At 51.9% G+C, this 25,518-nt stretch carries 35 protein-coding genes and 1 pseudogene; 33 read left to right on the forward strand and 3 right to left on the reverse strand.

The annotated features are described in order from the left end of the window. Window positions 1-23: 23 nt before the first annotated feature. The 33 genes and pseudogenes from rpoC to rplQ all read left to right on the forward strand — a co-directional run bounded on the left by rpoC (window position 24) and on the right by rplQ (window position 22,386). Entirely contained in the window at window positions 24-4,244 is a 4,221-nt protein-coding gene (rpoC, locus tag IE090_RS12860) for a DNA-directed RNA polymerase subunit beta' (protein ID WP_189388800.1), read from the forward strand. Window positions 4,245-4,365: 121 nt separating this feature from the next. Further along, window positions 4,366-4,658, forward strand: a pseudogene (locus IE090_RS12865) (30S ribosomal protein S12). Window positions 4,659-4,737: 79 nt separating this feature from the next. Then, a complete protein-coding gene (gene rpsG, locus IE090_RS12870) occupies window positions 4,738-5,208 on the forward strand; it encodes a 30S ribosomal protein S7 (protein WP_189388801.1) in 471 nt (156 codons plus the stop codon). A 21-nt stretch (window positions 5,209-5,229) separates the two neighbouring features. Beyond that, window positions 5,230-7,329 (forward strand): elongation factor G, encoded by a 2,100-nt coding sequence (fusA, locus tag IE090_RS12875; protein WP_189388802.1) that lies wholly within the window; start codon window positions 5,230-5,232, stop codon window positions 7,327-7,329. Between the two features lie 28 nt (window positions 7,330-7,357). Further along, window positions 7,358-8,581 (forward strand): elongation factor Tu, encoded by a 1,224-nt coding sequence (gene tuf / locus IE090_RS12880; protein ID WP_189388803.1) that lies wholly within the window; start codon window positions 7,358-7,360, stop codon window positions 8,579-8,581. Between the two features lie 182 nt (window positions 8,582-8,763). Beyond that, window positions 8,764-9,075: a 30S ribosomal protein S10 gene (gene rpsJ / locus IE090_RS12885; RefSeq protein ID WP_189388804.1), complete on the forward strand. Its 312-nt coding sequence runs from the start codon at window positions 8,764-8,766 to the stop codon at window positions 9,073-9,075. A gap of 97 nt (window positions 9,076-9,172) precedes the next feature. After that, window positions 9,173-9,805 (forward strand): 50S ribosomal protein L3, encoded by a 633-nt coding sequence (gene rplC / locus IE090_RS12890; RefSeq protein WP_189388805.1) that lies wholly within the window; start codon window positions 9,173-9,175, stop codon window positions 9,803-9,805. A gap of 3 nt (window positions 9,806-9,808) precedes the next feature. Further along, entirely contained in the window at window positions 9,809-10,411 is a 603-nt protein-coding gene (rplD, locus tag IE090_RS12895; protein WP_189388806.1) for a 50S ribosomal protein L4, read from the forward strand. After that, the gene (gene rplW / locus IE090_RS12900; protein WP_189388807.1) at window positions 10,408-10,704 is read left to right on the forward strand and encodes a 50S ribosomal protein L23; all 297 of its coding nucleotides are present in this window, start codon (window positions 10,408-10,410) and stop codon (window positions 10,702-10,704) included. The genes rplD and rplW overlap by 4 nt, the downstream gene beginning before the upstream one ends. Before the next feature lie 13 nt (window positions 10,705-10,717). After that, window positions 10,718-11,545, forward strand: coding sequence for a 50S ribosomal protein L2 (gene rplB / locus IE090_RS12905; protein WP_189388808.1), 828 nt, complete (start codon window positions 10,718-10,720; stop codon window positions 11,543-11,545). Between the two features lie 17 nt (window positions 11,546-11,562). After that, a complete protein-coding gene (gene rpsS / locus IE090_RS12910; protein WP_068653739.1) occupies window positions 11,563-11,838 on the forward strand; it encodes a 30S ribosomal protein S19 in 276 nt (91 codons plus the stop codon). Window positions 11,839-11,851: 13 nt separating this feature from the next. Then, window positions 11,852-12,187 (forward strand): 50S ribosomal protein L22, encoded by a 336-nt coding sequence (gene rplV, locus IE090_RS12915; RefSeq protein WP_094059466.1) that lies wholly within the window; start codon window positions 11,852-11,854, stop codon window positions 12,185-12,187. A gap of 11 nt (window positions 12,188-12,198) precedes the next feature. Beyond that, the gene (gene rpsC, locus IE090_RS12920; RefSeq protein ID WP_189388809.1) at window positions 12,199-12,888 is read left to right on the forward strand and encodes a 30S ribosomal protein S3; all 690 of its coding nucleotides are present in this window, start codon (window positions 12,199-12,201) and stop codon (window positions 12,886-12,888) included. Between the two features lie 12 nt (window positions 12,889-12,900). Next, the gene (gene rplP / locus IE090_RS12925) at window positions 12,901-13,314 is read left to right on the forward strand and encodes a 50S ribosomal protein L16 (RefSeq protein WP_094059468.1); all 414 of its coding nucleotides are present in this window, start codon (window positions 12,901-12,903) and stop codon (window positions 13,312-13,314) included. After that, window positions 13,314-13,505 (forward strand): 50S ribosomal protein L29, encoded by a 192-nt coding sequence (gene rpmC / locus IE090_RS12930; RefSeq protein WP_094059469.1) that lies wholly within the window; start codon window positions 13,314-13,316, stop codon window positions 13,503-13,505. The genes rplP and rpmC overlap by 1 nt, the downstream gene beginning before the upstream one ends. Before the next feature lie 2 nt (window positions 13,506-13,507). Then, a complete protein-coding gene (gene rpsQ, locus IE090_RS12935) occupies window positions 13,508-13,774 on the forward strand; it encodes a 30S ribosomal protein S17 (RefSeq protein WP_189388810.1) in 267 nt (88 codons plus the stop codon). Window positions 13,775-13,806: 32 nt separating this feature from the next. Then, window positions 13,807-14,175: a 50S ribosomal protein L14 gene (gene rplN, locus IE090_RS12940; protein WP_094059470.1), complete on the forward strand. Its 369-nt coding sequence runs from the start codon at window positions 13,807-13,809 to the stop codon at window positions 14,173-14,175. Between the two features lie 18 nt (window positions 14,176-14,193). Next, a complete protein-coding gene (gene rplX, locus IE090_RS12945) occupies window positions 14,194-14,508 on the forward strand; it encodes a 50S ribosomal protein L24 (protein WP_189388811.1) in 315 nt (104 codons plus the stop codon). 17 nt (window positions 14,509-14,525) lie between these two features. Beyond that, the gene (gene rplE / locus IE090_RS12950) at window positions 14,526-15,065 is read left to right on the forward strand and encodes a 50S ribosomal protein L5 (RefSeq protein WP_189388812.1); all 540 of its coding nucleotides are present in this window, start codon (window positions 14,526-14,528) and stop codon (window positions 15,063-15,065) included. A gap of 12 nt (window positions 15,066-15,077) precedes the next feature. Beyond that, on the forward strand, window positions 15,078-15,383 hold the full coding sequence (gene rpsN, locus IE090_RS12955) for a 30S ribosomal protein S14 (protein ID WP_094059473.1): 306 nt from the start codon (window positions 15,078-15,080) through the stop codon (window positions 15,381-15,383). A 75-nt stretch (window positions 15,384-15,458) separates the two neighbouring features. Next, window positions 15,459-15,851: a 30S ribosomal protein S8 gene (rpsH, locus tag IE090_RS12960; RefSeq protein ID WP_189388813.1), complete on the forward strand. Its 393-nt coding sequence runs from the start codon at window positions 15,459-15,461 to the stop codon at window positions 15,849-15,851. Between the two features lie 12 nt (window positions 15,852-15,863). Continuing rightward, complete coding sequence (gene rplF / locus IE090_RS12965) at window positions 15,864-16,397, forward strand: 50S ribosomal protein L6 (RefSeq protein ID WP_189388814.1); 534 nt, start codon at window positions 15,864-15,866, stop codon at window positions 16,395-16,397. 10 nt (window positions 16,398-16,407) lie between these two features. Continuing rightward, complete coding sequence (gene rplR / locus IE090_RS12970; protein ID WP_189388815.1) at window positions 16,408-16,758, forward strand: 50S ribosomal protein L18; 351 nt, start codon at window positions 16,408-16,410, stop codon at window positions 16,756-16,758. An 11-nt stretch (window positions 16,759-16,769) separates the two neighbouring features. Then, window positions 16,770-17,279 carry a 30S ribosomal protein S5 gene (gene rpsE, locus IE090_RS12975; RefSeq protein ID WP_094059477.1) on the forward strand — a complete coding sequence of 170 codons (510 nt, stop codon included), beginning with the start codon at window positions 16,770-16,772 and terminating at the stop codon, window positions 17,277-17,279. Between the two features lie 6 nt (window positions 17,280-17,285). Next, window positions 17,286-17,471 (forward strand): 50S ribosomal protein L30, encoded by a 186-nt coding sequence (gene rpmD / locus IE090_RS12980; protein ID WP_068443059.1) that lies wholly within the window; start codon window positions 17,286-17,288, stop codon window positions 17,469-17,471. Window position 17,472: 1 nt separating this feature from the next. Continuing rightward, on the forward strand, window positions 17,473-17,907 hold the full coding sequence (rplO, locus tag IE090_RS12985; protein ID WP_189388816.1) for a 50S ribosomal protein L15: 435 nt from the start codon (window positions 17,473-17,475) through the stop codon (window positions 17,905-17,907). Continuing rightward, complete coding sequence (secY, locus tag IE090_RS12990) at window positions 17,907-19,229, forward strand: preprotein translocase subunit SecY (RefSeq protein WP_189388817.1); 1,323 nt, start codon at window positions 17,907-17,909, stop codon at window positions 19,227-19,229. Before rplO ends, secY begins: the two co-directional genes overlap by 1 nt. 20 nt (window positions 19,230-19,249) lie before the next feature. Further along, entirely contained in the window at window positions 19,250-19,363 is a 114-nt protein-coding gene (rpmJ, locus tag IE090_RS12995; protein WP_189388818.1) for a 50S ribosomal protein L36, read from the forward strand. A 105-nt stretch (window positions 19,364-19,468) separates the two neighbouring features. After that, window positions 19,469-19,825, forward strand: a complete 357-nt coding sequence (gene rpsM, locus IE090_RS13000; RefSeq protein WP_094059482.1) for a 30S ribosomal protein S13 — start codon at window positions 19,469-19,471, stop codon at window positions 19,823-19,825. A 74-nt stretch (window positions 19,826-19,899) separates the two neighbouring features. Next, window positions 19,900-20,289 carry a 30S ribosomal protein S11 gene (gene rpsK, locus IE090_RS13005; protein WP_094059483.1) on the forward strand — a complete coding sequence of 130 codons (390 nt, stop codon included), beginning with the start codon at window positions 19,900-19,902 and terminating at the stop codon, window positions 20,287-20,289. Between the two features lie 12 nt (window positions 20,290-20,301). Then, complete coding sequence (gene rpsD, locus IE090_RS13010; RefSeq protein ID WP_189388819.1) at window positions 20,302-20,922, forward strand: 30S ribosomal protein S4; 621 nt, start codon at window positions 20,302-20,304, stop codon at window positions 20,920-20,922. Between the two features lie 22 nt (window positions 20,923-20,944). Next, window positions 20,945-21,946 carry a DNA-directed RNA polymerase subunit alpha gene (locus IE090_RS13015; protein WP_189388820.1) on the forward strand — a complete coding sequence of 334 codons (1,002 nt, stop codon included), beginning with the start codon at window positions 20,945-20,947 and terminating at the stop codon, window positions 21,944-21,946. A gap of 29 nt (window positions 21,947-21,975) precedes the next feature. Continuing rightward, window positions 21,976-22,386 carry a 50S ribosomal protein L17 gene (gene rplQ, locus IE090_RS13020; protein WP_189388821.1) on the forward strand — a complete coding sequence of 137 codons (411 nt, stop codon included), beginning with the start codon at window positions 21,976-21,978 and terminating at the stop codon, window positions 22,384-22,386. A gap of 369 nt (window positions 22,387-22,755) precedes the next feature. On the opposite strand, the gene IE090_RS13025 is transcribed toward rplQ, so the two are convergent. Genes IE090_RS13025 through IE090_RS13035 form a run of 3 tightly spaced genes read right to left on the reverse strand, consistent with a single transcriptional unit; the run spans window position 22,756 to window position 25,513 of the window. Continuing rightward, a complete protein-coding gene (locus IE090_RS13025) occupies window positions 22,756-24,033 on the reverse strand; it encodes a TRAP transporter large permease (RefSeq protein ID WP_189388822.1) in 1,278 nt (425 codons plus the stop codon). Then, window positions 24,030-24,509: a TRAP transporter small permease gene (locus IE090_RS13030; protein WP_189388823.1), complete on the reverse strand. Its 480-nt coding sequence runs from the start codon at window positions 24,507-24,509 to the stop codon at window positions 24,030-24,032. Before IE090_RS13030 ends, IE090_RS13025 begins: the two co-directional genes overlap by 4 nt. Then, window positions 24,509-25,513, reverse strand: coding sequence for a TRAP transporter substrate-binding protein (locus IE090_RS13035; RefSeq protein ID WP_189388824.1), 1,005 nt, complete (start codon window positions 25,511-25,513; stop codon window positions 24,509-24,511). Before IE090_RS13035 ends, IE090_RS13030 begins: the two co-directional genes overlap by 1 nt. Between the last annotated feature and the right edge of the window lie 5 nt (window positions 25,514-25,518).

Genomic DNA, 25,518 nt, shown 5'->3' on the forward strand with positions numbered 1-25,518 from the left:
CCTGACTCCAAACGGAGCTAACTATGAAAGACTTAGTCAATTTTCTGCGTAACCAGAACAACGCTGACGAGTTTGACGCCATCCGCATCGGCCTCGCCTCGCCAGAAATGATTCGTTCTTGGTCGTTCGGTGAAGTTAAAAAGCCGGAGACGATCAACTACCGCACCTTCAAGCCTGAGCGTGATGGCTTGTTCTGTGCGCGTATCTTTGGCCCGATCAAAGATTACGAGTGCTTGTGTGGCAAATATAAGCGCCTCAAGCACCGTGGTGTGATTTGTGAAAAGTGTGGTGTTGAAGTTACTCAGGCGAAAGTGCGTCGTGAGCGCATGGGTCACATTGACCTGGCCTCGCCGGTGGCTCACATCTGGTTCCTGAAATCACTGCCGTCCCGCATCGGTTTGATGCTGGACATGACCCTGCGTGATATCGAACGCATTCTGTACTACGAGTCATTCGTAGTTACAGAGCCTGGTATGACCACGCTGGAAACCGGTCAGTTGCTGACCGATGAACAGTACTACGAAGCCATCGAAGAATTTGGTGATGAGTTCGAAGCTAAGATGGGTGCCGAAGCGGTCGAAGCGCTGTTGGGCCATATCGAGCTGGAAGAAGAAGTTAACCGCCTGCGTGAAGAAATTCCGGCGACTAACTCAGAAACCAAAATCAAGAAGCTGTCTAAGCGTCTGAAGATTCTTGAGGCTTTCCTGCAGTCTGGCAATGATCCTAAGTGGATGATCATGAAGGTACTGCCGGTTCTGCCGCCAGATCTGCGCCCACTGGTACCGCTGGATGGTGGTCGCTTTGCGACTTCTGACCTGAACGATCTGTACCGCCGTGTGATCAACCGTAACAACCGTTTGAAGCGCCTGCTGGAGCTGAACGCACCCGACATCATCGTGCGCAACGAAAAGCGTATGCTGCAAGAGTCGGTAGATGCCTTGCTGGATAACGGTCGTCGTGGTCGTGCCATTACGGGGTCGAACAAGCGCCCGCTGAAATCTTTGGCCGACATGATCAAAGGTAAGCAGGGTCGTTTCCGTCAGAACCTGTTGGGTAAGCGTGTTGACTACTCGGGCCGTTCGGTTATTACCGTGGGTCCAAAGTTGCGCCTGCACCAATGTGGTCTGCCGAAGAAAATGGCACTGGAGCTGTTCAAGCCATTTATCTTCTCCAAGCTGGAGCACCGTGGTCTAGCCACCACGATTAAAGCGGCCAAGAAGATGGTTGAGCGCGAAACCGCCGAAGTTTGGGACATCCTGGCAGAAGTGATTCGCGAGCACCCAGTGATGCTGAACCGTGCACCTACGCTGCACCGTTTGGGTATCCAGGCGTTTGAACCTCAGCTGATCGAAGGTAAAGCGATCCAACTGCACCCGTTGGTGTGTGCGGCTTATAACGCTGACTTCGACGGTGACCAAATGGCGGTGCACGTACCGCTGACCATCGAAGCGCAGCTCGAAGCCCGTGCTTTGATGATGGCAACCAACAACGTACTGGCACCAGCGAACGGTGAGCCAATCATCGTACCGTCGCAAGACGTGGTACTGGGCCTGTACTGGATGACCCGAGAGCGTGTGAACGCTAAGGGCGAAGGCATGGTGTTGGCTGACCTGGACGAAGTGGATCGCGCATACCGCTCGGGTGCCGCGCATTTGCAGGCGCGCGTTAAAGTTCGTCTGACTGAGCACGTGACCGATGACGAAGGTAATACCACCGTCAATACGGATGTGTTCGACACCACCATTGGCCGTGCATTGCTGTTCCGCATCGTGCCTAAAGGTCTGCCATTTGAGCTGGTAAACCAGCCAATGAAGAAGAAGGCGATTTCGCGTCTGATCAACACTGCTTACCGTAAAGTGGGTTTGAAAGACACCGTCATCTTCGCCGACCAGGTGATGTACACAGGTTTCGAATTTGCGACCCGTTCTGGCACCTCGATTGGTGTGAACGACTTCGTGATTCCGGATGCGAAAGCAGAAATCATTGCCAACGCCGACGCCGAAGTTAAAGAGATTGAAGATCAGTTTGCTGCGGGTCTGGTAACCCACGGCGAAAAATACAACAAGGTGATCGACATCTGGTCTCGTGCCAACGAGCTGGTGGCGAAAGCCATGATGGACAACCTCAGCACCGAACCTGTCATCGACCGTGATGGTAACGAAGTTGAGCAAGAGTCGTTCAACTCGGTTTACATGATGGCCGACTCAGGTGCACGGGGTAGCCCAGCACAGATTCGTCAGTTGGCGGGTATGCGTGGTCTGATGGCCAAGCCGGACGGTTCGATCATCGAAACGCCGATTACCGCTAACTTCCGTGAAGGTCTGAACGTACTGCAGTACTTTACCTCGACCCACGGTGCTCGTAAGGGTCTGGCGGATACGGCACTGAAAACAGCGAACTCGGGTTACCTGACTCGTCGTCTGGTGGACGTAGCGCAAGACTTGGTGGTTACCGACCGTGACTGTGGCACCGAGCGTGGCTTGGTGGTAACGCCGCTGATTGAAGGCGGTGACGTGGTTGTGGCCTTGGGTGACCGTATTCTGGGTCGTGTGATGGCTACCGACGTGGTTAAACCGGGCAGTGACGAAGTGGTCGCGCCAGCGGGCACTCTGGTCGACGAGCGCTGGGTGAAGATCATTGAAGCCGCGGGTGTCGATGAGGTACTGGTTCGTTCGGCCATTACCTGTGAAAGCCGTGTAGGTATCTGTTCTGCTTGTTACGGTCGTGACCTGGGTCGCGGTCATCAGGTGAACGTGGGTGAAGCTGTGGGTGTTATCGCCGCGCAGTCGATCGGTGAGCCAGGTACCCAGCTGACGATGCGTACGTTCCACATTGGTGGTGCGGCATCGCGTGCGTCTGCAGCGGACAGTGTACAGGTGAAAAACGCCGGTACTGTACGCCTGCATAACCTGAAAACGGTTACGCGCAGCAGCGGTGAGCTGGTGGCGGTTTCGCGTTCTGGTTCGATTGCCATTGCCGATGAGCACGGCCGTGAGCGTGAGCTGTACAAGCTGCCATACGGTGCTGTGATTTCGGTCAAAGACGGTGACGCGGTGGAGGCGGGCCAAAAAGTTGCAAGCTTTGACCCACACACCCACCCAATCGTGACCGAAGTGGCGGGTCGTATCGAGTTTGTCGGTATGGACGAAGGCATCACCATCAATCGTCAAACTGACGAACTGACGGGCCTGTCGAACATCGAGGTGATCGATCCCAAAGATCGTCCAGCCGCGGGTAAAGACATTCGCCCAATGGTGAAGCTGGTCGATGCTGCCGGTAACGATGTCATGCTGCCAGGTACCAATGCGCCGGCGCAGTACTTGCTGCCTGCCAACGCCTTGGTAAACCATGAAAACGGCATCGAAGTGGAAGTGGGGGACATCATCGCCCGTATTCCACAAGAGACGTCAGGTAACAAAGACATTACCGGTGGTCTGCCACGGGTGGCGGACTTGTTCGAAGCGCGTAAGCCAAAAGAACCGGCCATTCTGGCGGAAATCACAGGTACCGTTGGCTTTGGTAAAGAAACCAAAGGTAAGAAGCGCCTGGTGATTACACCGAAAGACGGTGGCGAGCCGTATGAAGAGTTGATTCCGAAATGGCGTCACCTCAACGTATTCGAAGGTGAAAACGTTGAAAAAGGTGAGGTGATCTCGGATGGCCCGCTGAACCCGCACGATATCTTGCGTCTGCAGGGTGTAGGTCAGCTGGCGATGTACATCACTAACGAAGTGCAAGAAGTTTATCGCCTGCAAGGTGTAGGCATTGATGACAAGCACATCGAAGTGATCGTGCGTCAGATGCTGCGTAAAGTGCACATCACTGAAAATGGCGACTCGAGCTTTATTCCAGGTGATCAGGTTGAATACTCAGCTTTCCTGGCAGAGAACGAGCAGCTAGAAGCGGAAGGCAAAATCCCAGCCAAAGGCGAGCGCGTCTTGTTGGGTATTACCAAGGCTTCACTGGCAACCGAGTCGTTTATTTCGGCGGCATCGTTCCAGGAAACCACACGCGTTCTGACCGAAGGCGCCGTGACTGGCAAGATGGATACCCTGCGTGGCTTGAAAGAGAACGTGGTGGTGGGTCGTCTGATTCCAGCCGGTACTGGTTTGGCTTACCACGAAGAGCGTAAGCGCAAGCGTCAGGATCGTGAGAACGAGCGCTTGAAGACAACGCCAGCAGGCTTGAACGTATCCGCTGAGGATATGGAAGCCAAACTGAGCGAAGCCTTCAGCGATAAATAATCTGTCAGGCTGTTCGCATTGTGAGCAGCCTTGACGCATAAGGGCGCTGCGGGTATCCTCGCGGCCCCTTTTATTGCATCAGTTTTCTGATGCTTTTTTGAACGATATGGGAGTTTGCTAAATGGCTACAATCAACCAGTTGGTTCGTCAGCCTCGTAAGCGCAAAATGGCTAAGAGCGACGTACCTGCCCTGCAGGCGTGTCCTCAGCGTCGTGGCGTATGCACCCGTGTATATACCACTACCCCTAAAAAGCCTAACTCGGCATACACAGTGTGGTTCTGATTCGCGGCGGTCGTGTAAAAGACTTGCCGGGTGTTCGCTATCACACAGTACGCGGTACTTTGGATACCTCTGGTGTTGCTGATCGTAAGCAAGGCCGTTCCAAGTACGGTGCTAAGCGTCCTAAGAAGTAATTGAATATTCATCGTCGATAAGAGTAAGGCTGGGATAACAATGCCCAGGCTGACCTGAAGACCGAAGAGGGCTTATCAAATGCCAAGAAGAAGAGTTGCCGCGAAGCGCGAAATTCTGCCGGATCCTAAGTTCGGAAATGTCACGCTGGCTAAGTTTATGAACCACGTGATGATCAGCGGTAAAAAATCTGTCGCTGAAAAAATCGTATACGGTGCGCTGGATGCGATTGAAAAGAAACAAGGCGGTAACCCGCTGGAAGTATTCGAACAAGCGCTAGAAGCTGTTCAGCCAATGGTAGAGGTTAAGGGCCGCCGTGTCGGTGGTGCGACTTACCAAGTGCCAGTAGAAGTGCGTCCTTCTCGTCGTGTGGCTCTGTCCATGCGCTGGTTGGTTGACGCTGCTCGTGGTCGTGGTGAGAAATCCATGGCACAGCGTCTGGCTAACGAAATGATGGATGCTGTTGAAGGCAAAGGTGCAGCGGTTAAGAAGCGTGAAGACGTACACCGCATGGCCGAAGCGAACAAAGCGTTCTCTCACTATCGTTTCTAATTAGATCAGAGGATCCACTGAGTGCCACGTACAACGCCCATTGAGCGCTACCGCAATATCGGTATCGTTGCTCATGTTGATGCCGGTAAAACGACGACAACAGAACGTATTCTGTTTTATACCGGTGTCTCTCACAAAATTGGTGAGGTGCATGACGGCGCTGCGACCATGGACTGGATGGAGCAGGAGCAAGAGCGGGGTATTACCATTACCTCGGCTGCAACCACCTGTTTCTGGCAGGGCATGGCGCAACAGTTTGATCAGCACCGTATCAATATTATTGATACCCCGGGGCACGTTGACTTCACCATTGAAGTAGAGCGTTCGCTGCGGGTGCTGGACGGTGCCGTGGTGGTGCTGTGTGGCTCCTCTGGTGTTCAGCCTCAGACCGAAACGGTCTGGCGTCAGGCGAACAAATATGAAGTTCCCCGCCTCGTGTTCGTCAACAAGATGGACCGTATGGGCGCGGACTTCTTTATGGTGGTTGAGCAGCTCAAAGAGCGGCTCGGCGCCAACCCAGTGCCGATGCACATCAATATCGGTGCTGAAGACGAATTCAAAGGCGTGGTCGACCTGATCAAGATGAAAGCCATCATGTGGAATGATGACGATCAGGGCACCACGTTTAGCTACGAAGAGATTCCGGCGGAGCTGCAGGAAAGCGCCGAAAAATGGCGTGAAAACCTGGTTGAAAGCGCGGCGGAAGCCTCAGAAGAGCTGATGGACAAATACCTCGAAGGCGAGGAGTTGTCCGAGCAGGAAATCAAACAAGCGCTGCGTCAGCGCACCCTCAATAACGAAATTGTCTTGGTCGCTTGTGGTTCAGCCTTTAAAAACAAAGGCGTGCAGGCGGTATTGGATGCGGTGGTGGAGTACATGCCATCACCGACCGAGGTTAAGGCCATTGAAGGGGTGCTGGACGATAAGCACGAAACCGTTGAGCAGCGTCACGCCGGCGATGATGAGCCGTTTGCTGCGCTGGCCTTTAAAATTGCCACCGACCCATTTGTTGGCACCCTGACTTTTATTCGCGTTTATTCGGGTGTGCTGAAATCGGGTGATGCGGTCATGAACTCTGTAAAGAGTAAGCGTGAGCGCATTGGTCGCATGGTGCAGATGCACGCGAATTCGCGTGAGGAGCTCAAAGAGGTTCGTGCCGGCGACATTGTCGCTTTGATTGGTCTGAAAGATGTCACCACGGGTGACACCTTGTGTGATCAAAACAATGTGATCACGTTAGAGCGCATGGAGTTTCCAGACCCCGTTATATCGGTGGCGGTGGAGCCCAAGTCGCAGGCTGACCAAGAGAAGATGGCGATTGCGCTGGGTAAGCTGGCGCAAGAAGATCCGTCCTTCCGAGTGGAAACCGATCATGAAACCGGGCAAACCATCATTTCCGGCATGGGCGAGTTGCACCTGGATATCATCATCGACCGGATGATGAGAGAGTTTAAAGTCGAGTGTAACGTCGGTAAGCCTCAGGTGGCTTACCGTGAACGCATTACCTCGACCATTGAAATCGATAACAAGTTTGCCAAGCAGTCTGGTGGTCGCGGCCAATATGGTCATGTCGTGGTGCGCTTTGAGCCAGCCGATGAAGGCGAAGAAGGCTTGGTGTTTGTTAATGAAATCGTCGGTGGGGCTATTCCGCGTGAATACATTCCTGCCGTTGAGAAAGGCATTGAGGAGCAGATGAAGAACGGCGTATTGGCCGGCTATCCTCTGCTGGGCCTCAAGGCGACTCTGTTCGATGGCTCTTTCCATGACGTTGACTCGAATGAGATGGCGTTTAAAATTGCTGCCTCGCAGGCAACCAAGCGACTGTCGACAGAGGGCAATGCCGTACTGCTGGAACCAATGATGAAAGTTGAGGTGGTAACACCGGAAGACTACATGGGTGATGTAGTAGGTGATCTTAACCGTCGTCGTGGTTTGATTGCAGGAATGGATGACTCGCCATCCGGTAAGGTGGTGAGGGCGTCGGTACCATTAGCAGAGATGTTCGGTTATGCCACCGATCTGCGCTCTGCTTCACAGGGCCGTGCGACCTATTCCATGGAATTTGAAAAGTATGCGGAAGCACCTTCAAGCGTTGCCGAAGCAGTAATTAATAGATCTTAATTTCTTAAAACTATCTAAGAGGTGTTTTATGGCTAAGGAAACGTTTGAGCGTTCCAAACCACACGTAAACGTAGGCACCATCGGTCACGTTGACCATGGTAAAACTACCCTGACTGCTGCTCTGACTCGCGTATGTTCAGAAGTATTTGGCGGTGCAGCCGTTGCGTTCGACGGTATCGACAACGCGCCTGAAGAAAAAGATCGTGGTATCACGATTTCAACGTCTCACGTTGAGTATGAATCAAACGATCGTCACTACGCGCACGTTGACTGCCCAGGGCACGCCGACTACGTGAAAAACATGATCACTGGTGCTGCTCAAATGGACGGCGCTATCTTGGTATGTGGTTCGACTGACGGCCCAATGCCTCAGACGCGTGAGCACATCCTGCTGTCTCGTCAGGTGGGTGTACCTTACATCGTTGTGTTCCTGAACAAAGCTGACCTGCTGGCTGAAGACTGTGGCGGTGCAGACTCTGAAGAATACGCAGAGATGCTGGAGCTGGTTGAAATGGAACTGCGTGACCTGCTGTCTGAATACGACTTCCCAGGTGACGACACGCCAATCATCCCAGGTTCTGCTCTGATGGCGCTGAACGGCGAAGATGAAAACGAAATGGGTACTACCGCTGTTAAGAAGCTGGTAGAAGCGTTGGATTCTTACATTCCTGAGCCAGAGCGTGCGATCGACGGTGACTTCATTATGCCGATCGAAGACGTATTCTCGATTCAAGGCCGTGGTACTGTTGTTACCGGTCGTGTTGAGCGCGGTATCGTTAAGACTGGCGAAGAAATCGAAATCGTCGGCATCAAAGAAACCACCAAGACGACTTGTACTGGTGTTGAGATGTTCCGCAAGATTCTGGACGAAGGCCGTGCAGGTGAGAACGTTGGTGTTCTGCTGCGTGGTACTAAGCGTGACGAAGTTGAGCGTGGTCAGGTTCTGGCGAAGCCAGGTTCGATCACTCCTCACACTAAGTTCGAATCTGAAGTATACGTACTGGGCAAAGACGAAGGTGGCCGTCACACGCCATTCTTCAAAGGCTACCGTCCACAGTTCTACTTCCGTACTACTGACGTGACTGGTGCTGTTGAGCTGCCAGAAGGCGTTGAAATGGTAATGCCAGGTGACAACGTAGCTCTGAAAGTTGAGCTGATTGCACCGATCGCGATGGACGAAGGTCTGCGCTTCGCGATCCGTGAAGGTGGCCGTACCGTTGGTGCGGGTGTTGTTGCTAAGATCATCGAGTGATCTTTAACAGCGCAAGCATAAGAAAGAGATAGCTCTTTCTGACAGGAAAGCCTCGCCAGAAATGGTGGGGCTTTTTTGTTGTTTCAAGACTAAGGTTGACACTTTTTGTACAGCCGCATACAATTCGCGTCCCTTTTACTAGGGGAAACGCGAGCTCTAACTTTTACTTTTGGGGTTTGGTAATGCAAAACCAACGAATCCGTATCCGTTTGAAGGCATTCGACCATCGCCTGATCGATTCTTCGACTCAGGAAATTGTCGACACTGCCAAACGTACGGGCGCTCAGGTACGTGGTCCTATTCCACTGCCGACTCGTAAAGAGCGTTATACCGTTCTGGTCTCTCCGCACGTCAACAAAGACGCGCGCGATCAGTACGAAATCCGTACACACAAGCGCATGCTCGACATTGTTGAGCCAACTGAAAAAACAGTTGATGCGCTGATGAAGCTGGATCTGGCTGCCGGTGTGGAAGTTCAGATCAGTCTGGGTTAATCCGTAAGGAATTTCCCCTACACAGTGCTCTGTGTAACGCCCGTTGAACTGGGCGGCCATAGTGGGTTAAAGCCCCGTACACGAGAGGAAATACAAAATGGCAATTGGTATTGTCGGTAAAAAAGCGGGCATGACTCGTGTATTTACCGAAGAAGGTCAATCTGTCGCAGTAACTGTACTGGAAGTGACGCCTAACCGTGTTACTCAGGTTAAGACCGCCGACACTGACGGCTACAGTGCTCTTCAGGTTACTTATGGTGAGAAGAAAGCTTCTCGCGTCTCTAAGCCCGAAGCGGGTCACTTTGCGAAAGCCAGCGTTGAAGCTGGTCGCGGCTTGATCGAGTTTCGTACCGACGAAGCCCTGAATGTGGGTGACGAACTGACTGTAACCCAGTTTGAAGCGGGTCAGTCTGTTGACGTTACTGGCATGACTAAGGGTAAAGGCTTCCAAGGCGGCGTTAAGCGTTGGAACTTCAGCACTCAAGATGCAACCCACGGCAACTCTTTGTCGCACCGTGCGCCTGGCTCTATTGGCCAGTGTCAGACTCCAGGTCGCGTATGGAAAGGCAAAAAGATGGCGGGTCACATGGGCGCAGAACAGCAGACTACGCAAAGTCTGGAAATCGTTCGCGTTGATGCAGAAAACAACTTGCTGCTGATTAAAGGTGCTGTTCCAGGTTCGACTGGTTCCGACGTCATTGTTAAACCAGCTGTTAAGGCTAAGGGGTAAGCAATGGAACTGAAAACTAACGCTGGTACAGCTGTTGCTGTGTCCGACGCCGCTTTCGGTCGTGAATTTAATGAAGCTCTGGTGCACCAGGTTGTTACTGCTTATTTGGCAGGTGCACGTCAGGGTACTAAAGCACAGAAAACCCGTTCTGAAGTTAGCGGTGGCGGTATCAAGCCATGGCGTCAGAAGGGTACCGGTCGTGCTCGTTCAGGTACTTCTAGCTCGCCAATCTGGCGCAGCGGTGGTGTGACCTTTGCTGCCAAACCTCGCAAGTTTGACCAGAAAGTAAACAAAAAGATGTATCGCGCTGCTATGCAGTCGATTCTGTCTGAGCTCGTTCGCCAAGAGCGTCTGGTGGTTGCGGATTCTTTCGCAGTAGAAAGCCATAAGACGAAAGAGTTCGTTGCCAAGCTGAAAGAACTGGAACTGGATAACGTATTGATCGTTGCCGGTGAAGTCGACGAAAAACTGTATCTGGCTGCTCGTAACGTCCCACACGTGGGTGTTACCGAAGCGTCTGCCATTGATCCGGTTAGCCTGATCGCCTTTGACAAAGTTCTGGTGACTGTAGACGCTCTGAAGAAGCTTGAGGAGACCTACGCATGAACCGTGAACGTATTTATCAGGTATTAGTTGCTCCTCACGTTTCTGAGAAAGCAACCGTGGTGGCTGAGAAAAACTCTCAGTACGTATTCCGTGTCGCACCCGATGCAACTAAGCCAGAAATCAAGAAGGCTGTTGAAGCGCTGTTCGAAGTCAAAGTTGACTCCGTACAGACCGTCAACATCAAAGGTAAAACCAAGCGTACTGCTCGCGGTATGGGCAAGCGCAACGACACGCGTAAAGCGTACGTTCGCCTGGCTGCGGGTCAAGACATCGACTTTGCAGACGCGGAATAAGGGAGCTTAAGTCATGGCATTGGTGAAAACTAAACCGACTTCTGCTGGCCGTCGCCATCTGGTTAAAGTCGTTAACGGTGACCTTCACAAAGGTAAACCGCACGCCGGTCTGGTAGAAAAGAAATCCAAGACGGGTGGCCGTAACAACAACGGTCGTATTACTACTCGTCATATCGGTGGTGGTCACAAGCATCATTACCGTGTGATCGATTTCAAACGCAACAAAGATGGCATTAATGCTGTTGTTGAGCGTCTGGAATACGATCCAAACCGCAGTGCGAACATTGCTCTGTTGAAGTACCTGGACGGTGAGCGTCGCTACATTCTCGCTCCTAAAGGTCTGAAAGCAGGTGACCAGATTCTGTCTGGTGAAGAGGCCCCAATCAAGGTGGGCAGTGCAATGCCTCTGCGTAACATTCCAGTAGGTAGCGTTGTGCACAACGTTGAACTGAAGCCAGGTAAGGGCGGCCAGATCGCTCGTTCAGCTGGTGCTTCTGTTCAGTTGGTAGCACGTGACGGCGCGTACTGCACCTTGCGTCTGCGCTCTGGCGAGATGCGTAAAGTGCTGAGCGAATGCCGCGCGACTCTGGGTGAAGTGGGTAACTCTGAGCACTCCCTGCGCGAGCTGGGTAAAGCTGGTGCATCACGCTGGCGCGGCATTCGTCCGACCGTCCGTGGTGTTGTTATGAACCCTGTTGACCACCCACACGGTGGTGGTGAGGGTCGTACTTCCGGTGGTCGTCATCCGGTTACCCCATGGGGTGTGCCGACTAAGGGTTACAAGACTCGTAAGAATAAGCGTACCGATAAGTTGATCGTACGTCGTCGTTCTGCGAAGTAATTAGAGAGGATTGAACTGTGCCACGTTCATTGAAAAAAGGTCCATTCATAGACCATCACTTGATGAAGAAGGTAGAGGCCGCTCTTGAGAAGAACGACAAGCGTCCGATCAAGACTTGGTCTCGCCGCTCCACAATCTTTCCAGATTTCGTGGGGCTGACGATTGCTGTACACAACGGTCGTCAACACGTGCCTGTTTTCGTAACTGAAGACATGGTTGGTCATAAACTCGGCGAATTCGCATTGACTCGTACTTATAAGGGTCATGTTGCGGATAAGAAAGCCAAACGCTAATAAGGGGTGAAGTATGTCTGAAGTAGCCGCCGTATTACGTGGTGCTCGCTTGTCTGCACAAAAAGCTCGCCTGGTTGCAGATCAAATCCGCGGTAAAAATGTTGCGGAAGCACTCGATATTCTGACGTTCAGCGGCAAGAAAGGCGCTGACATCATCAAGAAAGTGCTGGAATCTGCCATCGCCAACGCTGAGCACAATAACGGTGCTGATGTCGACGAACTGAATGTTTCTACTGTGTTCGTCGATGAAGGTATGACCATGAAGCGTATTCGCCCTCGTGCGAAAGGTCGCGCTGATCGTATCTTCAAGCGTACTTGTCACATCACTGTGAAAGTTTCAGAAAAATAGGAGTTGGTCAGATGGGTCAGAAAGTTCATCCAACCGGTATCCGTTTAGGTATCACCAAAGACCATAACTCGGTCTGGTATGCCGGTAAGGATAAGTACGCCGACAACCTGCTGACTGACATCGAGGTGCGTTCTTTAATCGAGAAGCGCCTGGAAAAAGCGTCTGTTAGCAAGGTCGTTATCGAGCGTCCAGCACAAAACGCCAAAGTGACCATTCACACTGCCCGTCCAGGCATCGTGATTGGTAAAAAAGGCGAAGATGTTGAGAAGCTGCGTAAAGACGTCAGCGACATGATGGGTATTCCGGTACACATCAACATTGAAGAAGTTCGTAAGCCGGATTTAGATGCCAAATTGGTAGCGCAAAGCGTTGCTAACCAATTGGAACGCCGTGTGATGTTCCGTCGTGCCATGAAGCGCGCCGTACAGAACGCCATGCGCGGTGGTGCCGAAGGTATCAAGATTCAAGTAGGTGGCCGTCTGGGTGGTGCTGAAATTGCTCGTTCTGAATGGTATCGCGAAGGTCGTGTACCTCTGCACACATTGCGTGCAGACATCGACTACGCAACCTACGAAGCACACACTACCTATGGTGTGATTGGTGTGAAGGTCTGGATCTTCAAGGGCGAAATCCTGGGTGGTATTCAGGAAGTTCGTGACCGCGCCAAGAGCCAGGGCAAGAAAAAATCCGGTCGTTCGTAAGGGGAATTTGTAATGTTGTTACCAAAGCGTACGAAATTCCGTAAGGTACAGACCGGTCGTAACCGTGGTCTGGCGATCCGTGGCTCGAAAGTGAGCTTCGGTGAATACGGCCTGAAGGCAACTGGCCGTGGTCGTATGACATCTCGTCAGATCGAGGCTGCTCGTCGTGCCATGACCCGTAAAATTAAGCGGGGCGGTAAAATTTGGATCCGTGTTTTCCCAGACAAGCCTATTACAGAAAAACCTCTTGAGGTTCGTATGGGTAAAGGTAAGGGTAACGTGGAATATTGGGTAGCTCAGATTCAGCCAGGCCGTGTGCTGTATGAGATGGAAGGTGTGTCAGAAGAACTGGCACGTGAAGCCTTCGCTCTGGCTGCTGCGAAACTGCCTTTCAAAACTGAGTTTGTTAAACGGACGGTGCTGTGATGAAAGCAAGTGAGCTGAAAGAAAAATCAGTAGCTGAGCTGCAATCTCAGCTGGAAGAACTGCGCGGCGAGCAGTTCAAACTGCGTATGCAGAAGGCGACTGGTCAACTGGGTCAGACTCATCTGATCACAGAAGCTCGTCGTGACATCGCTCGCGTTAAGACCGTCCTGGCACAAAAGGCAGGTGAATGAGCATGACTGAGAATACCAAAACAGTCCGTACCCTCAGCGGTCGTGTTGTCAGCAACAAGATGGACAAGTCCGTCACTGTACTGGTAGAGCGTTTTGTTAAGCATCCGATCTATAAAAAGTTCGTGAAGCGTTCTACCAAAGTAATGGCGCACGACGCTAATAACGAGTGCCAAATCGGCGACATCGTTACAGTAAAAGAGTCGCGTCCTTTGTCTAAAAACAAGACATGGGCGCTGGTAAGTATCGACGAGCGCGCCGCCAAGGTCTAAGACCGGGCGCAGTTAGTTAGGAGCGAGATAGCATGATTCAAACTCAAACCATGCTTGACGTTGCCGACAACAGCGGCGCGAAGCGCGTTCAGTGCATCAAAGTACTGGGCGGCTCACATCGTCGCTATGCCGGCATCGGCGATTTAATCAAAGTGTCCGTTAAGGAAGCAATTCCTCGCGGTAAAGTTAAGAAAGGTCAGGTGATGACCGCAGTAGTTGTGCGTACCAAGAAAGGTGTACGCCGTCCAGACGGATCTATCATCCGTTTCGACGTCAACTCTGCCGTACTGTTGAACGCATCTAATGCGCCCATCGGTACTCGTATCTTTGGCCCTGTAACCCGTGAACTGCGCTCTGAGCAATTCATGAAGATCATTTCCCTGGCACCAGAAGTGCTTTAAGGGAGAAGGGGACACGGTATGTTAAAGATTCGCAAAAATGACGAAGTAGTTGTTATTGCTGGTAAAGACAAAGGCAAACGCGGTACTGTTCGCACCGTTGGTAAAGACGGTCGCCTGGTTGTTTCCGGCATTAACATGGTGAAAAAACACCAGAAGCCAAACCCGTACCTTCAGCAGCCGGGCGGCATCGTTGAAAAAGAAGCAGGTATTCATGCTTCCAACGTGGCCATCTGGAATCCTAAGACTGAAAAAGCCGACCGCGTTGGCTTTAAAGTCGAGGGTGACACCAAGGTACGTATCTTCAAATCCACTGGCGATCAAATCGACGCCTGATAGGACTGGGTACTGCTATGTCACGTTTAGAAAAACTGTACAAAGAAGAAGTGGTAGCCAAGCTGAAAGAAGAGTTTGGTTACGACAACATCATGCAGGTGCCAAAAATCACCAAAGTGACCCTGAACATGGGTGTTGGTGAAGCGCTGGGTGATAAAAAATTGCTGGATAGCGCGGTGGCCGATATGGAAGCCATCGCAGGTCAGAAAGCTGTCGTTACAAAAGCACGCAAGTCTGTTGCTGGCTTTAAAGTACGTGAAGGCTGGCCGATCGGCTGTAAAGTAACCCTGCGTCGTGATCGCATGTGGGAATTCATCGACCGTCTGGTTGATATTTCTTTGCCACGTGTACGTGACTTCCGTGGTATTAACCCGAAGTCATTCGACGGCCGCGGTAACTACAGCATGGGTGTGAAGGAACAGATCATCTTCCCGGAAATTGAATACGATAAAGTAGACAAGGTCCGCGGTATGGATATCACCATCACCACCACGGCAGAAACTAACGAAGAAGGCCGCGCTCTGCTGAAAGCGCTGCAGTTCCCGTTCCGCAACTAAGGAGACTGACTCATGGCAAAAATCGGCATGAAGCAGCGTGAACTGAAGCGTGAGAAGCTGGTCGCTAAGTTCGGCGCTAAGCGTGAAGAACTGAAAGCCATCATCAAAAATCCAAACTCTTCTGACGAAGAGCGTTGGAATGCACAGATGGCCCTGCAAAAACTGCCTCGCGATTCTTCCGCGAGCCGTTTGCAGCGTCGTTGTCAGATGACTGGTCGCCCACACGGTGTTTACCGTAAGTTCAAGCTGTCACGCATTAAACTGCGTGAAGAAGGCATGAAGGGCAACGTGCCAGGTCTGAAAAAAGCTAGTTGGTAAGCAATTCCCGGTACGCAGCGTGATGATTCATCGCGCTGTTGTCGCCGGGGCGCTGTACAACCGAGGACTATTTAAATGAGTATGCAAGATACGTTGGCGGATATGTTTACCCGCATTCGTAACGCCCAGCAAGCGGGCCACGCGAATGTGAGCATGCCGTCATCAAAAATCAAGAAATCTGTTGCACAGGTTCTTGAAAATGAAGGTTACATTGGCGGTTTCTCTGTCGACGAAACTGTTAAGCCTACGCTGACCATCGACCTGAAATACTACGAAGGTAAGCCGGTTATCGAGCGCATTGAGCGCGTTAGCCGCCCTGGTTTGCGTCAGTACCGCGGTACTGCCGAGCTGCCAAAAGTAGAAGCCGGTCTGGGTGTGGCGATTGTTTCCACTTCTAAAGGCGTTATGACCGATCGTGCTGCCCGTGCTGCGGGTGTTGGCGGTGAAGTCATTGCGACCGTATTCTAAGGAGTTGTCACAATGTCTCGCGTAGCAAAAGCTCCTGTCTCTATTCCTGCTGGCGTTGAAGTTAAGCTGGCAGAAGACAAGATCAGTGTTAAAGGTAAGCAGGGTCAACTGGACCTAGACGTACATTCTGCCGTGGCGATCAGCCAAGAAGAAAACGTACTGAAGTTTGCTCCAAAGAAAGAAGACAAGCAGTCGATGGCGTTGGCCGGCACTTTCCGTGCATTGGTTAACAACATGGTTAAAGGCGTGTCCGAAGGCTTTGAGAAAAAACTGGTTCTGCAAGGTGTTGGTTACCGTGCCAAAGCATCCGGTAAGACCCTGAATCTGTCATTAGGCTTCTCTCATCCAGTGGATTACGAGCTGCCAGAAGGCGTGACTGCTGAAACACCAAGCCAAACTGAAATCGTTATTAAAGGTATCGATAAGCAGCAGGTTGGTCAGGTAGCAGCCGAAATCCGTGGCTATCGTCCACCAGAGCCATATAAAGGTAAGGGTGTACGTTATGCTGATGAGAATGTGCGTCGTAAAGAAGCCAAGAAAAAGTAAGGTCTAGGCCATGAATGAGAAGAAAAAAGCTCGTTTGCGCCGTGCCCAGAAAACACGGACAGTAATCCGTGACAAGGGCTCGGTTCGTCTGTGCGTTCATCGTACGCCCAGACACATCTATGCTCAGATCATCTCTGCCAATGGCGCTAGTGTCTTGGCGACTGCTTCTACTGTTGAAGCCGATCTGCGTAGCGAAGTTACTGGTAACGTCAGTGCTGCGACCAAAGTGGGTCAGTTGATTGCTGAGCGCGCGAAAGCCGCTGGTATCACCAAAGTAGCGTTCGACCGTTCTGGTTTTAAATACCATGGTCGTGTTAAAGCCCTGGCTGACGCGGCTCGTGAAAGCGGCCTGGAATTCTAAGGGTAAAGATCATGGCAAATAATGAACGTGTAGAACGTAACGAAAGCGAACTGCAGGAAAAACTGGTTCAAGTGAACCGTGTTGCCAAAGTTGTAAAAGGTGGTCGTATCTTCGCCTTTACCGCTTTGACTGTTGTTGGCGATGGCGCTGGTCGTGTCGGTTTTGGTCGTGGTAAGAGCCGTGAGGTTCCAACCGCTATCCAAAAAGCGATGGAACAAGCTAAGCGCAATATGATTAATGTCCAGCTGGACGGTAGCACTTTGCAGTACGCTGTTAAGGCTCGTCATTCTGGCGCTCAAATCTACATGCAGCCAGCATCTGAAGGTACCGGTATTATTGCCGGTGGTGCGATGCGTGCCGTATTGGAGATGGTGGGTGTTAAAAACGTCTTGGCTAAATGCTATGGCTCTACTAACCCGGTAAACGTTGTCCGCGCGACTGTTAAAGGTCTGGCGCAAATGCAATCTCCGGATCAAGTAGCGGCTAAGCGTGGCAAGACGGTCGAAGAGATTCTGGGGTAATTCGTTATGGCTAAGAAAACCGTAAAAGTCACCCAAACTCGTAGCACCATTGGCAAATTGCCAAAGCACCGCGAAACCATGAAAGGTTTGGGTCTGCGTCGTATTGGTCACACTGTTGAACTGGAAGATACACCTTCTGTTCGCGGCATGATCAACCAAGTTCAATACATGGTTAAGGTTGAAGGGGAGTAATATGCGTCTCAACGAATTGAGCCCAGCTCCTGGTTCTAAACCTGCTGCTAAGCGTGTTGGCCGTGGTATCGGTTCTGGTCTGGGTAAGACTGGTGGTCGTGGTCACAAAGGTCAAAAGTCTCGCTCAGGCGGTAAAGTAGCGCCAGGTTTTGAAGGCGGTCAGATGCCTATTCACCGTCGTCTGCCTAAGTTCGGCTTTAACTCTCGCAAAGCTCCACTGGTGGCCGAAATCCGCCTGAACGAGCTGGTGAAAGTTGAAGGTGACGTGGTGGATCTGGCTGCTCTTAAAGCGGCTGACATCATCGGTGAAAAAATCATCGAAGGTCGTGTGATCCTGTCCGGCGAAATCAACAAGGCTGTGACCGTAAAAGGTCTGAAAGTCACTAAAGGCGCTAAAGCTGCCATTGAAGCAGCGGGTGGAAAGGTCGAAGACTAATGGCTAGGCAAGGCTCACTACCGCAAGGGATGCAATCCGGGCTCGGAGAACTCTGGGCTCGTATTCGCTTTGTATTCCTGGCGATTGTTGTATATCGAATCGGTACTCACATTCCGGTACCCGGCATTAACCCAGAATCACTGGCGCGGCTGTTCGAGCAGAACCAAGGCACCATCCTGGAAATGTTCAACATGTTCTCCGGTGGTGCACTGGAGCGCATGAGTATCTTGGCATTGGGTATCATGCCGTACATTTCGGCATCGATTATCATGCAATTGCTGACGGCAGTGAGCCCGCAGCTCGAGCAGCTCAAGAAAGAAGGTGAAGCCGGTCGTCGCAAGATTACCCAGTACACGCGCTACGGCACGGTACTGTTGGCTACCATCCAGGCCTTCGGTGTATCCGCTGGCTTGGCAGGGCAGGGCGTTACCTTCTCTTCTGGCATCGATTTTTATATCGCCGCCATCCCGTCCTTTGTGGCCGGTGCGGTGTTTATGATGTGGCTAGGTGAGCAAGTAACCGAGCGTGGCATCGGTAATGGTATTTCCATTCTGATCTTCGCCGGTATTGTTGCTGGCTTACCAGGCGCGATTGGCCAGGCGTTTGAGTCTGCCCGTCAGGGTGATCTGCATATTCTGTTGTTGCTGGTGATTGCTGCCTTAGCAGTGCTGGTGATTGGCTTTGTGGTGTTTGTTGAGCGCGGTCAGCGTCGCATCACCATTAACTACGCCAAGCGTCAGCAAGGTCGCCAAATGATGGCCGCGCAAAGCAGTCATTTGCCGCTGAAGCTGAATATGGCCGGCGTGATTCCTGCGATCTTCGCATCCTCGCTGCTGTTGTTCCCGGCCTCTTTGGGCCAGTGGTTCGGCAAAGGTGAAGGCATGGAATGGTTGCAAGACATCAGTATGGCGTTGGCACCGAACTCGCCGCTGTACATCGTGCTGTTTGCTGCTGGCATTATCTTCTTCTGCTATTTCTACACGGCGTTGATGTTTAACCCGCGTGACGTAGCCGAAAACCTGAAAAAGTCTGGCGCTTTCATTCCGGGGATTCGTCCGGGTATCCAGACCGCTAAGTACATCGATGGTGTGCTCGGTCGTCTGACCCTGTTTGGTTCGATCTACATTGCTGCTGTCTGTTTGCTGCCGCAATTTATGATTGTCGCTGCGGATGTGCCTTTCTATTTTGGCGGCACGTCGTTGTTGATCGTAGTGGTGGTGGTGATGGACTTTATGTCCCAGGTGCAATCTCACCTGATGTCACACCAGTACGAGTCAGTGATGAAAAAGTCGAACCTGAAGAATTTTGGCTCAGCTCGCTGAGCCAGATTTAGGAGAACGTCATGAAAGTACGTGCATCTGTTAAAAAAATCTGCCGTAACTGCAAAGTTATTCGTCGTAACGGCAGTGTGCGAGTGATCTGTACAGATCCTAAGCACAAGCAACGTCAGGGTTAATTTCCTGACAAGGTCGGGTGTAATGCTAATGGCGGCTTGATTTTTGATCATGCCGCCATTAGTATCTTGCGCCCTTTCATCAAGTAAAGTGTATTGGAGTTAGACATGGCCCGTATTGCCGGTGTCAACATTCCTGACAACAAGCATGCAGTTATTTCTCTGACCTATGTCTATGGCATTGGTAAGACAACTGCGAAAGAGATCTGTGCTGCGACCAGCATCGCTGAAGACACCAAGATCGGTGAGTTGAGCGAGGAGCAGTTGGATCAGATCCGTAATGAAGTAGGCAAGTTCACTGTTGAGGGTGACTTACGCCGCGAAGTACAAATGAACATCAAGCGTTTGATGGACATGGGTTGCTTCCGTGGTATTCGTCACCGTCGTAGCCTGCCTCTTCGCGGTCAGCGTACTAAAACGAATGCTCGTACCCGTAAGGGTCCGCGTAAGCCGATCCGTAAGTAATTCTTACGGTCGGACTTTTAGTGTAGCTGCATTCAGCTTGTTGCAGTGTTGATATTAAAAGCAGGATTTATCAAATGGCTAAGCCACAAAGATCAACCAAAAAGAAGGTTAAAAAGCAGGTCGTAGATGGGATTGCCCATATTCACGCCTCTTTTAACAACACCATCGTGACCATCACCGACCGCCAAGGCAATGCATTGTCTTGGGCAACTGCCGGTGGCTCTGGTTTCCGTGGTTCTCGTAAGAGCACTCCTTTTGCAGCGCAGGTTGCTGCAGAACGCGCCGGTGAGGCAGCGAAAGAGTACGGCCTGAAAAACCTGGACGTAGAAGTTAAAGGTCCTGGTCCTGGTCGTGAATCTGCCGTTCGTGCCCTGAACGCCTGTGGTTATAAGATCAGCAACATCACTGATGTTACGCCGATCCCACATAACGGCTGTCGTCCACCTAAGAAACGTCGCGTATAAGGAGGCAGATTAATGGCACGTTATATTGGTCCAAAATGTAAGCTGTCTCGTCGTGAAGGAACCGACCTGTTCCTGAAGAGCGGCATTCGAGCACTGGATTCCAAGTGTAAAGCAGAAACAAAACCAGGTGTTCATGGCGCTGGCCGTGGCCGTCTGTCTGACTACGGCCTGCAGCTGCGTGAAAAGCAGAAGGTTCGTCGTCTGTATGGCATCCTGGAAAAGCAATTCCGTGGCTACTACAAAGAAGCGGCGCGTCGTAAAGGTGCGACCGGTGAGGTACTGCTGCAATTGCTGGAATCTCGTCTGGATAATGTGGTGTACCGCATGGGCTTCGGCTCAACGCGTGCGGAAGCACGTCAGCTGGTGTCTCACAAAGCCATCACTGTCAACGGTAAGACGGTTAATGTTGCGTCTTACACTGTTAAAAGTGGTGATGTGGTTGCGATTCGCGAAAAATCTAAGTCTCAGGACCGTATCAAAACGGCACTGGAACTGGCCGGTCAGCGTCCTGACTGTGGCTGGGTTGACGTGAATGCCAGCAAGATGGAAGGAACGTTTAAAGCCGTTCCTGAGCGCGCTGATCTCCCTGCTGAGATCAACGAAAACCTGATCGTCGAACTTTACTCTAAGTAATAGAGGAATTTAAGGGGCAGCTATGCAGCGTGCAGTGAATGAATTTCTGACACCTCGTCATATTCAGGTAGATGAAGTAAGCACTACCCACGCCAAAGTGACTCTGGAGCCACTGGAGCGTGGTTTCGGACACACATTGGGCAGTGCATTGCGTCGTATTTTGTTGTCGTCCATGCCGGGCGCAGCCATCGTTGAATGCGAAATCGACGGCGTTTTGCACGAGTACAGCACCATTGAGGGCGTGCAGGAAGATGTAATTGAAATCCTGCTGAACCTGAAGGGTGTGGCGGTCAAGTTGCATGAACGCGACGAGGCAACCCTGAGTCTGAACAAGGTGGGTCCTGGCGCGGTCACAGCTGCCGATATTCAACTGGATCATGGTGTTGAAGTCGCTAACCCGGATCACGTCATTGCTCACCTGAGTGAAGGCACAGATCTGAAAATGACTTTGAAAGTCGCTTCTGGTCGCGGTTATGAGACGGTTGAGTCTCGTAACCAAAACGATGAAGAGACCAAAGCCATTGGCAAACTTCAATTGGATGCCACTTACAGCCCGGTTAAGCGTGTTTCTTACAGCGTAGATTCTGCGCGTGTTGAGCAACGCACTGACCTGGACAAGTTGGTCATCGACTTGGAGACCAACGGTACTCTGGATCCAGAAGAAGCTATTCGTCGGTCTGCAACCATCTTGCAGCAGCAGTTGGCCGTATTCGTGAACCTGGAAAACGAAGAAGTTGTTGAGCAGGCGCGTGAAGAAGAGGAAATTGATCCGATTCTGTTGCGTCCAGTTGACGACCTTGAGTTGACCGTGCGTTCGGCTAACTGTCTGAAAGCAGAAAACATCTACTACATCGGTGACCTGATTCAGCGCACCGAAGTTGAACTGTTGAAGACACCTAATCTGGGTAAGAAGTCTCTGACTGAAATTAAAGACGTTCTTGCTTCCCGTGGCTTGTCGTTGGGTATGCACTTAGAGAACTGGCCACCAGCCAGTCTGCGTAACGACGACAAAGTGCTGGCGTAAGCAGCGTTCAGTTAGTAAGGAATTAAACCATGCGTCATCGTAAAAGTGGTCGCCACTTCAATCGTACCAGCGCTCACCGTCAAGCCATGTTTAAAAACATGGCCGTGAGCCTGTTCGAGCATGAAATCATTAAGACGACTCTGCCAAAAGCAAAAGAGTTGCGTCGCGTCGCTGAGCCACTGATCACTCTGGCAAAAGAGGATTCAGTTGCGAACCGTCGTTTGGCGTTTGCTCGTACTCGCAGCAAAGCAGCAGTTGGTAAATTGTTCACCGATTTGGGTCCTCGCTACCAGGAGCGTCCGGGTGGTTATATCCGTATCCTGAAGTGCGGCTTCCGTGCTGGTGATAACGCGCCTATGGCTTATGTCGAGCTGGTTGACCGCCCTGTGGCAGTTGAAGAAGCCGACGTCGTTGAGACCGAAGGTGCGGCAGACGAGTAACACCGGCTGCTAAATAAAGAACCGCTGCTTGTCAGCGGTTTTTTTATGCCTGTTATTTATGCCATGACAACGCGTCAGCCATGGGCTTATGTCGAGGTGTTTGACCGATCTGTGGCGGTTGAATAAGTCGACAGCTTACCGTATTTGCTGGCGAACGACGCTGTTGCTAGGCAAAAAAAAGCCCCTACGGGAGGGGCTTAAAACGGGTCTATCAGAAGAGAAAATGGCTCATCCTTAAGCAACGATCATGAACATGGTCTCTCGCTGTCCGCTGACTAACGCAGTTACCATGTGTTGAATATTAGCCCGTGTCCACGTCAGTCAGGGCAAAGGGTCGTCAAGAAGTGCCAACCCTATATGACCCTAATATTACAGCCATACTAGGCTCAGTGTGGGCCAGAAGGTAATTACCAATACCGTTGCCAGCAAAATAAAGAAAAACGGCAATGTGGCGCGATACAGGGTCATTACCGGCTCATTAAAACGAAAGCTAGCAATAAACAGATTCATGCCCACGGGTGGGGTAAAGTAGCCTAATTGCATATTGGCAAGGAACAAGATGCCCAGGTGCACCGGGTGAATACCGTACTCCATAGCAATCGGCAAAATGATGGGAATCATAATGACGATGGCGGAGAAGATATCCAGCATCATGCCCAGTACCAGCAAAAACAGGGTTAATAGCAACAAGAAGGTGATCGGGTCACTGATGTGCTGCTGAATAAAGGCAAACACTTGCTGGGGAATGCCCGCATCAATCATGTAGTTGGTGGATGCTAGGGATACCGCCAGAATCAATAAAATGGCACCGACCAGCTTCATCGAGTCGCGCATCACCACGGGCAGATGCTTCAGACTGATCTCGCGGCGAATCACCACAGTCACAATCAGCACATACAAGGCAGTGATGGCGGCGGCCTCAGAGACGGCGAAGAAGCCGCCATAAATGCCACCCAGCACGATGATCGGCAGCGGAATTTCCCAGCCACAGTCTTTGATGGCCGCCCAGGCTTCACGGCCATTAAACGGGGCATCATTGGCAGGCAGATGGCGTGACTGCCAGCCGCTGTACAGTGCCAATGCCAGCAGCATCAGGCCGCCAGGCAGCAAGCCTGCAAGAAATAAATCATCAATGCTCACCGGAGTGCCCAGCGACATCTGTTGAGCCACCACGCCGTATAAAATCAACGGCAATGAAGGGGCAAACAACAGACCCAAGCTGCCGGAGGACGTCACTAAGCCGAGATTAAACTGGCGCGGATAGCCCGCCTTTTGCAGTGCCGGTACCAACAAGGCTCCCAGCGCGACGATGGTCACTCCCGAAGCGCCAGTAAACGCGGTAAACAAAGCGCAGACGGCGAGAGCGACAATGGCCAGCCCGCCCGGCAGCCAGCCCAGTAGGGCGTCGGTAATGCGCACGAGACGTTGTGGCGCTTTGCTCTCACCTAATAAATAGCCAGCCAGGGTGAACAGTGGAATGGCAATCAATACCGGCATTTCGGCGACGCGGTAAATCTCCACCGCCATGATCATCAGATCAACATCGGTCTGATAAAACCCCCACAAAGCGCTGGCGCCGATGACGGCAAACAGCGGTGCGCCCGCTAGCGCCAGCAATAACAACAATAAGGGTACGAGTAGGCTCATGCCGTTTCCTCCGCATGGCGCAAAGATTGGCCAGCCTGCACCAGGAAGCGCAGCGCCATGACGGCAAAGCTGAATGGAATTACCAGCTGCATTGGCCAGGCCGGCAAACGAGCAAACGCCTGATCGCCATATTCGTAAGCGAGCTGAACGTACTCTTGGCTGTGCCAGGCGATGATGGCACACACGGCTGCGGCAAATAACGACGTGACAACGCGGCTAAGGCGTTGGAGCCAGGCGGCACCGAGTCGATTGATGAGATCAATGGCAATGTGTTCGCGGGTGCGGGTGGCTAACAAGGCACCGAGTAAGCCAAGCCACAGCACCATCACACGCAGCAGAGGGGGAATCCAACCAATGCCACCGCCAAACAGCGTGCGAGCGAAAATATCAATGCCCGCCAGCAGCACCATGGCCAGCAATAAAGTAATCAGCACCGCATCTTCGATACGGTGCAGCCAACGAATCAGTGTGCTCATTAGGGAGTGGCGGCTGTTTGCTGACGTACTTGCTGCAACAGGTGCTGCAGTTGCTGGTATTCGTCAACTGGATACACGGCTTGGTCGGCGAGTTCGTTGATCGTACGCTTGGCCAGCTGATACCAAGCCTGCTTATCCTCCGCTGACAGTTCAACAAATTGCATGCCATTCTGAGCCAGTGCCGCCCGCGCTTTGGCTTCGTTTTGCTCATTTTGCTGATCCATATTGGCAAACGCCTGGGCCATCACGCTACGAACAACGGCTTGGTCATCCGCGTTGATTTTGTTGAAGGCTTTAGCATCGACGACCAAGGTTCCCATCAGGAAAGTCAGTGGAAAGTCGGTGACGTGGGTCAGTTTGGTATGCCACTGTAAGGCAATCGCGGAAGTCATGTTGGCGGCGATGGTGTCCACTAAACCTGTTTGCAAACTGGTATAAACGTCCGATACCGGCAGGGCTATGGGTTGCACATCGCCGTTTTCAAAGGTGGTTTTACTGATGATGTCGCCTTCTGGCACCCACACTTTTTGTTGGCGCACATCGTCTGAGGTATGCAGCGGCTGGTCCGACATCAAGTAGGCGAAGCCACCTTCTGACAGACCCAAGAGCACAAAGCCCTTTTTCTCCAGCGCTTTGGTAATGATGGGGTCGAATTCCTCACGCACCGCGCGCACTTCTTCTAAGTTACGGAAAGTGAACGGCAGGCTGTAGAGCTGGGTTTCTTTGGCGATGCTGGCCAGTGCGCCAGCCGCAATGGCACCGCCTTGTAGCTGGCGAATACGGATTTTGCGCAACACGCTTTTGTCACTGCCTTGCACGCCACCCGGGAAGTATTTGATTTTTACTCGCCCTTCCGTTTGCTGCTTGATCTCCTTAGCGGCAGCGCGCATTTCTTTCATCCAGCTGGTGCCATCCGGCGCCAGCGTGGCAATCTTCAGTGTGGTCGCCTGGGCGCTTAGTGGCAGGGCAAGCAAGACGGACATTAGAGCAATGAGTCGAATCATGGAAG

The organism is Bacterioplanes sanyensis (genome assembly GCF_014652515.1).
GTDB lineage: Bacteria > Pseudomonadota > Gammaproteobacteria > Pseudomonadales > Oceanobacteraceae > Bacterioplanes > Bacterioplanes sanyensis.

Excerpts from the sequence above, each read along its gene's own strand:
- rpoC (WP_189388800.1), top strand. The coding sequence starts at position 24 with ATGAAAGACTTAGTCAATTTTCTGCGTAACCAGAACAACGCTGACGAG.
- rpsG (WP_189388801.1), top strand. The coding sequence starts at position 4,738 with ATGCCAAGAAGAAGAGTTGCCGCGAAGCGCGAAATTCTGCCGGATCCT.
- tuf (WP_189388803.1), top strand. The coding sequence starts at position 7,358 with ATGGCTAAGGAAACGTTTGAGCGTTCCAAACCACACGTAAACGTAGGC.
- rpsJ (WP_189388804.1), top strand. The coding sequence starts at position 8,764 with ATGCAAAACCAACGAATCCGTATCCGTTTGAAGGCATTCGACCATCGC.
- rplC (WP_189388805.1), top strand. The coding sequence starts at position 9,173 with ATGGCAATTGGTATTGTCGGTAAAAAAGCGGGCATGACTCGTGTATTT.
- rplD (WP_189388806.1), top strand. The coding sequence starts at position 9,809 with ATGGAACTGAAAACTAACGCTGGTACAGCTGTTGCTGTGTCCGACGCC.
- rplW (WP_189388807.1), top strand. The coding sequence starts at position 10,408 with ATGAACCGTGAACGTATTTATCAGGTATTAGTTGCTCCTCACGTTTCT.
- rplB (WP_189388808.1), top strand. The coding sequence starts at position 10,718 with ATGGCATTGGTGAAAACTAAACCGACTTCTGCTGGCCGTCGCCATCTG.
- rplV (WP_094059466.1), top strand. The coding sequence starts at position 11,852 with ATGTCTGAAGTAGCCGCCGTATTACGTGGTGCTCGCTTGTCTGCACAA.
- rpsC (WP_189388809.1), top strand. The coding sequence starts at position 12,199 with ATGGGTCAGAAAGTTCATCCAACCGGTATCCGTTTAGGTATCACCAAA.
- rplP (WP_094059468.1), top strand. The coding sequence starts at position 12,901 with ATGTTGTTACCAAAGCGTACGAAATTCCGTAAGGTACAGACCGGTCGT.
- rpmC (WP_094059469.1), top strand. The coding sequence starts at position 13,314 with ATGAAAGCAAGTGAGCTGAAAGAAAAATCAGTAGCTGAGCTGCAATCT.
- rpsQ (WP_189388810.1), top strand. The coding sequence starts at position 13,508 with ATGACTGAGAATACCAAAACAGTCCGTACCCTCAGCGGTCGTGTTGTC.
- rplN (WP_094059470.1), top strand. The coding sequence starts at position 13,807 with ATGATTCAAACTCAAACCATGCTTGACGTTGCCGACAACAGCGGCGCG.
- rplX (WP_189388811.1), top strand. The coding sequence starts at position 14,194 with ATGTTAAAGATTCGCAAAAATGACGAAGTAGTTGTTATTGCTGGTAAA.
- rplE (WP_189388812.1), top strand. The coding sequence starts at position 14,526 with ATGTCACGTTTAGAAAAACTGTACAAAGAAGAAGTGGTAGCCAAGCTG.
- rpsN (WP_094059473.1), top strand. The coding sequence starts at position 15,078 with ATGGCAAAAATCGGCATGAAGCAGCGTGAACTGAAGCGTGAGAAGCTG.
- rpsH (WP_189388813.1), top strand. The coding sequence starts at position 15,459 with ATGAGTATGCAAGATACGTTGGCGGATATGTTTACCCGCATTCGTAAC.
- rplF (WP_189388814.1), top strand. The coding sequence starts at position 15,864 with ATGTCTCGCGTAGCAAAAGCTCCTGTCTCTATTCCTGCTGGCGTTGAA.
- rplR (WP_189388815.1), top strand. The coding sequence starts at position 16,408 with ATGAATGAGAAGAAAAAAGCTCGTTTGCGCCGTGCCCAGAAAACACGG.
- rpsE (WP_094059477.1), top strand. The coding sequence starts at position 16,770 with ATGGCAAATAATGAACGTGTAGAACGTAACGAAAGCGAACTGCAGGAA.
- rpmD (WP_068443059.1), top strand. The coding sequence starts at position 17,286 with ATGGCTAAGAAAACCGTAAAAGTCACCCAAACTCGTAGCACCATTGGC.
- rplO (WP_189388816.1), top strand. The coding sequence starts at position 17,473 with ATGCGTCTCAACGAATTGAGCCCAGCTCCTGGTTCTAAACCTGCTGCT.
- secY (WP_189388817.1), top strand. The coding sequence starts at position 17,907 with ATGGCTAGGCAAGGCTCACTACCGCAAGGGATGCAATCCGGGCTCGGA.
- rpmJ (WP_189388818.1), top strand. The coding sequence starts at position 19,250 with ATGAAAGTACGTGCATCTGTTAAAAAAATCTGCCGTAACTGCAAAGTT.
- rpsM (WP_094059482.1), top strand. The coding sequence starts at position 19,469 with ATGGCCCGTATTGCCGGTGTCAACATTCCTGACAACAAGCATGCAGTT.
- rpsK (WP_094059483.1), top strand. The coding sequence starts at position 19,900 with ATGGCTAAGCCACAAAGATCAACCAAAAAGAAGGTTAAAAAGCAGGTC.
- rpsD (WP_189388819.1), top strand. The coding sequence starts at position 20,302 with ATGGCACGTTATATTGGTCCAAAATGTAAGCTGTCTCGTCGTGAAGGA.
- IE090_RS13015 (WP_189388820.1), top strand. The coding sequence starts at position 20,945 with ATGCAGCGTGCAGTGAATGAATTTCTGACACCTCGTCATATTCAGGTA.
- rplQ (WP_189388821.1), top strand. The coding sequence starts at position 21,976 with ATGCGTCATCGTAAAAGTGGTCGCCACTTCAATCGTACCAGCGCTCAC.
- IE090_RS13025 (WP_189388822.1), bottom strand. The coding sequence starts at position 24,033 with ATGAGCCTACTCGTACCCTTATTGTTGTTATTGCTGGCGCTAGCGGGC.
- IE090_RS13030 (WP_189388823.1), bottom strand. The coding sequence starts at position 24,509 with ATGAGCACACTGATTCGTTGGCTGCACCGTATCGAAGATGCGGTGCTG.
- IE090_RS13035 (WP_189388824.1), bottom strand. The coding sequence starts at position 25,513 with ATGATTCGACTCATTGCTCTAATGTCCGTCTTGCTTGCCCTGCCACTA.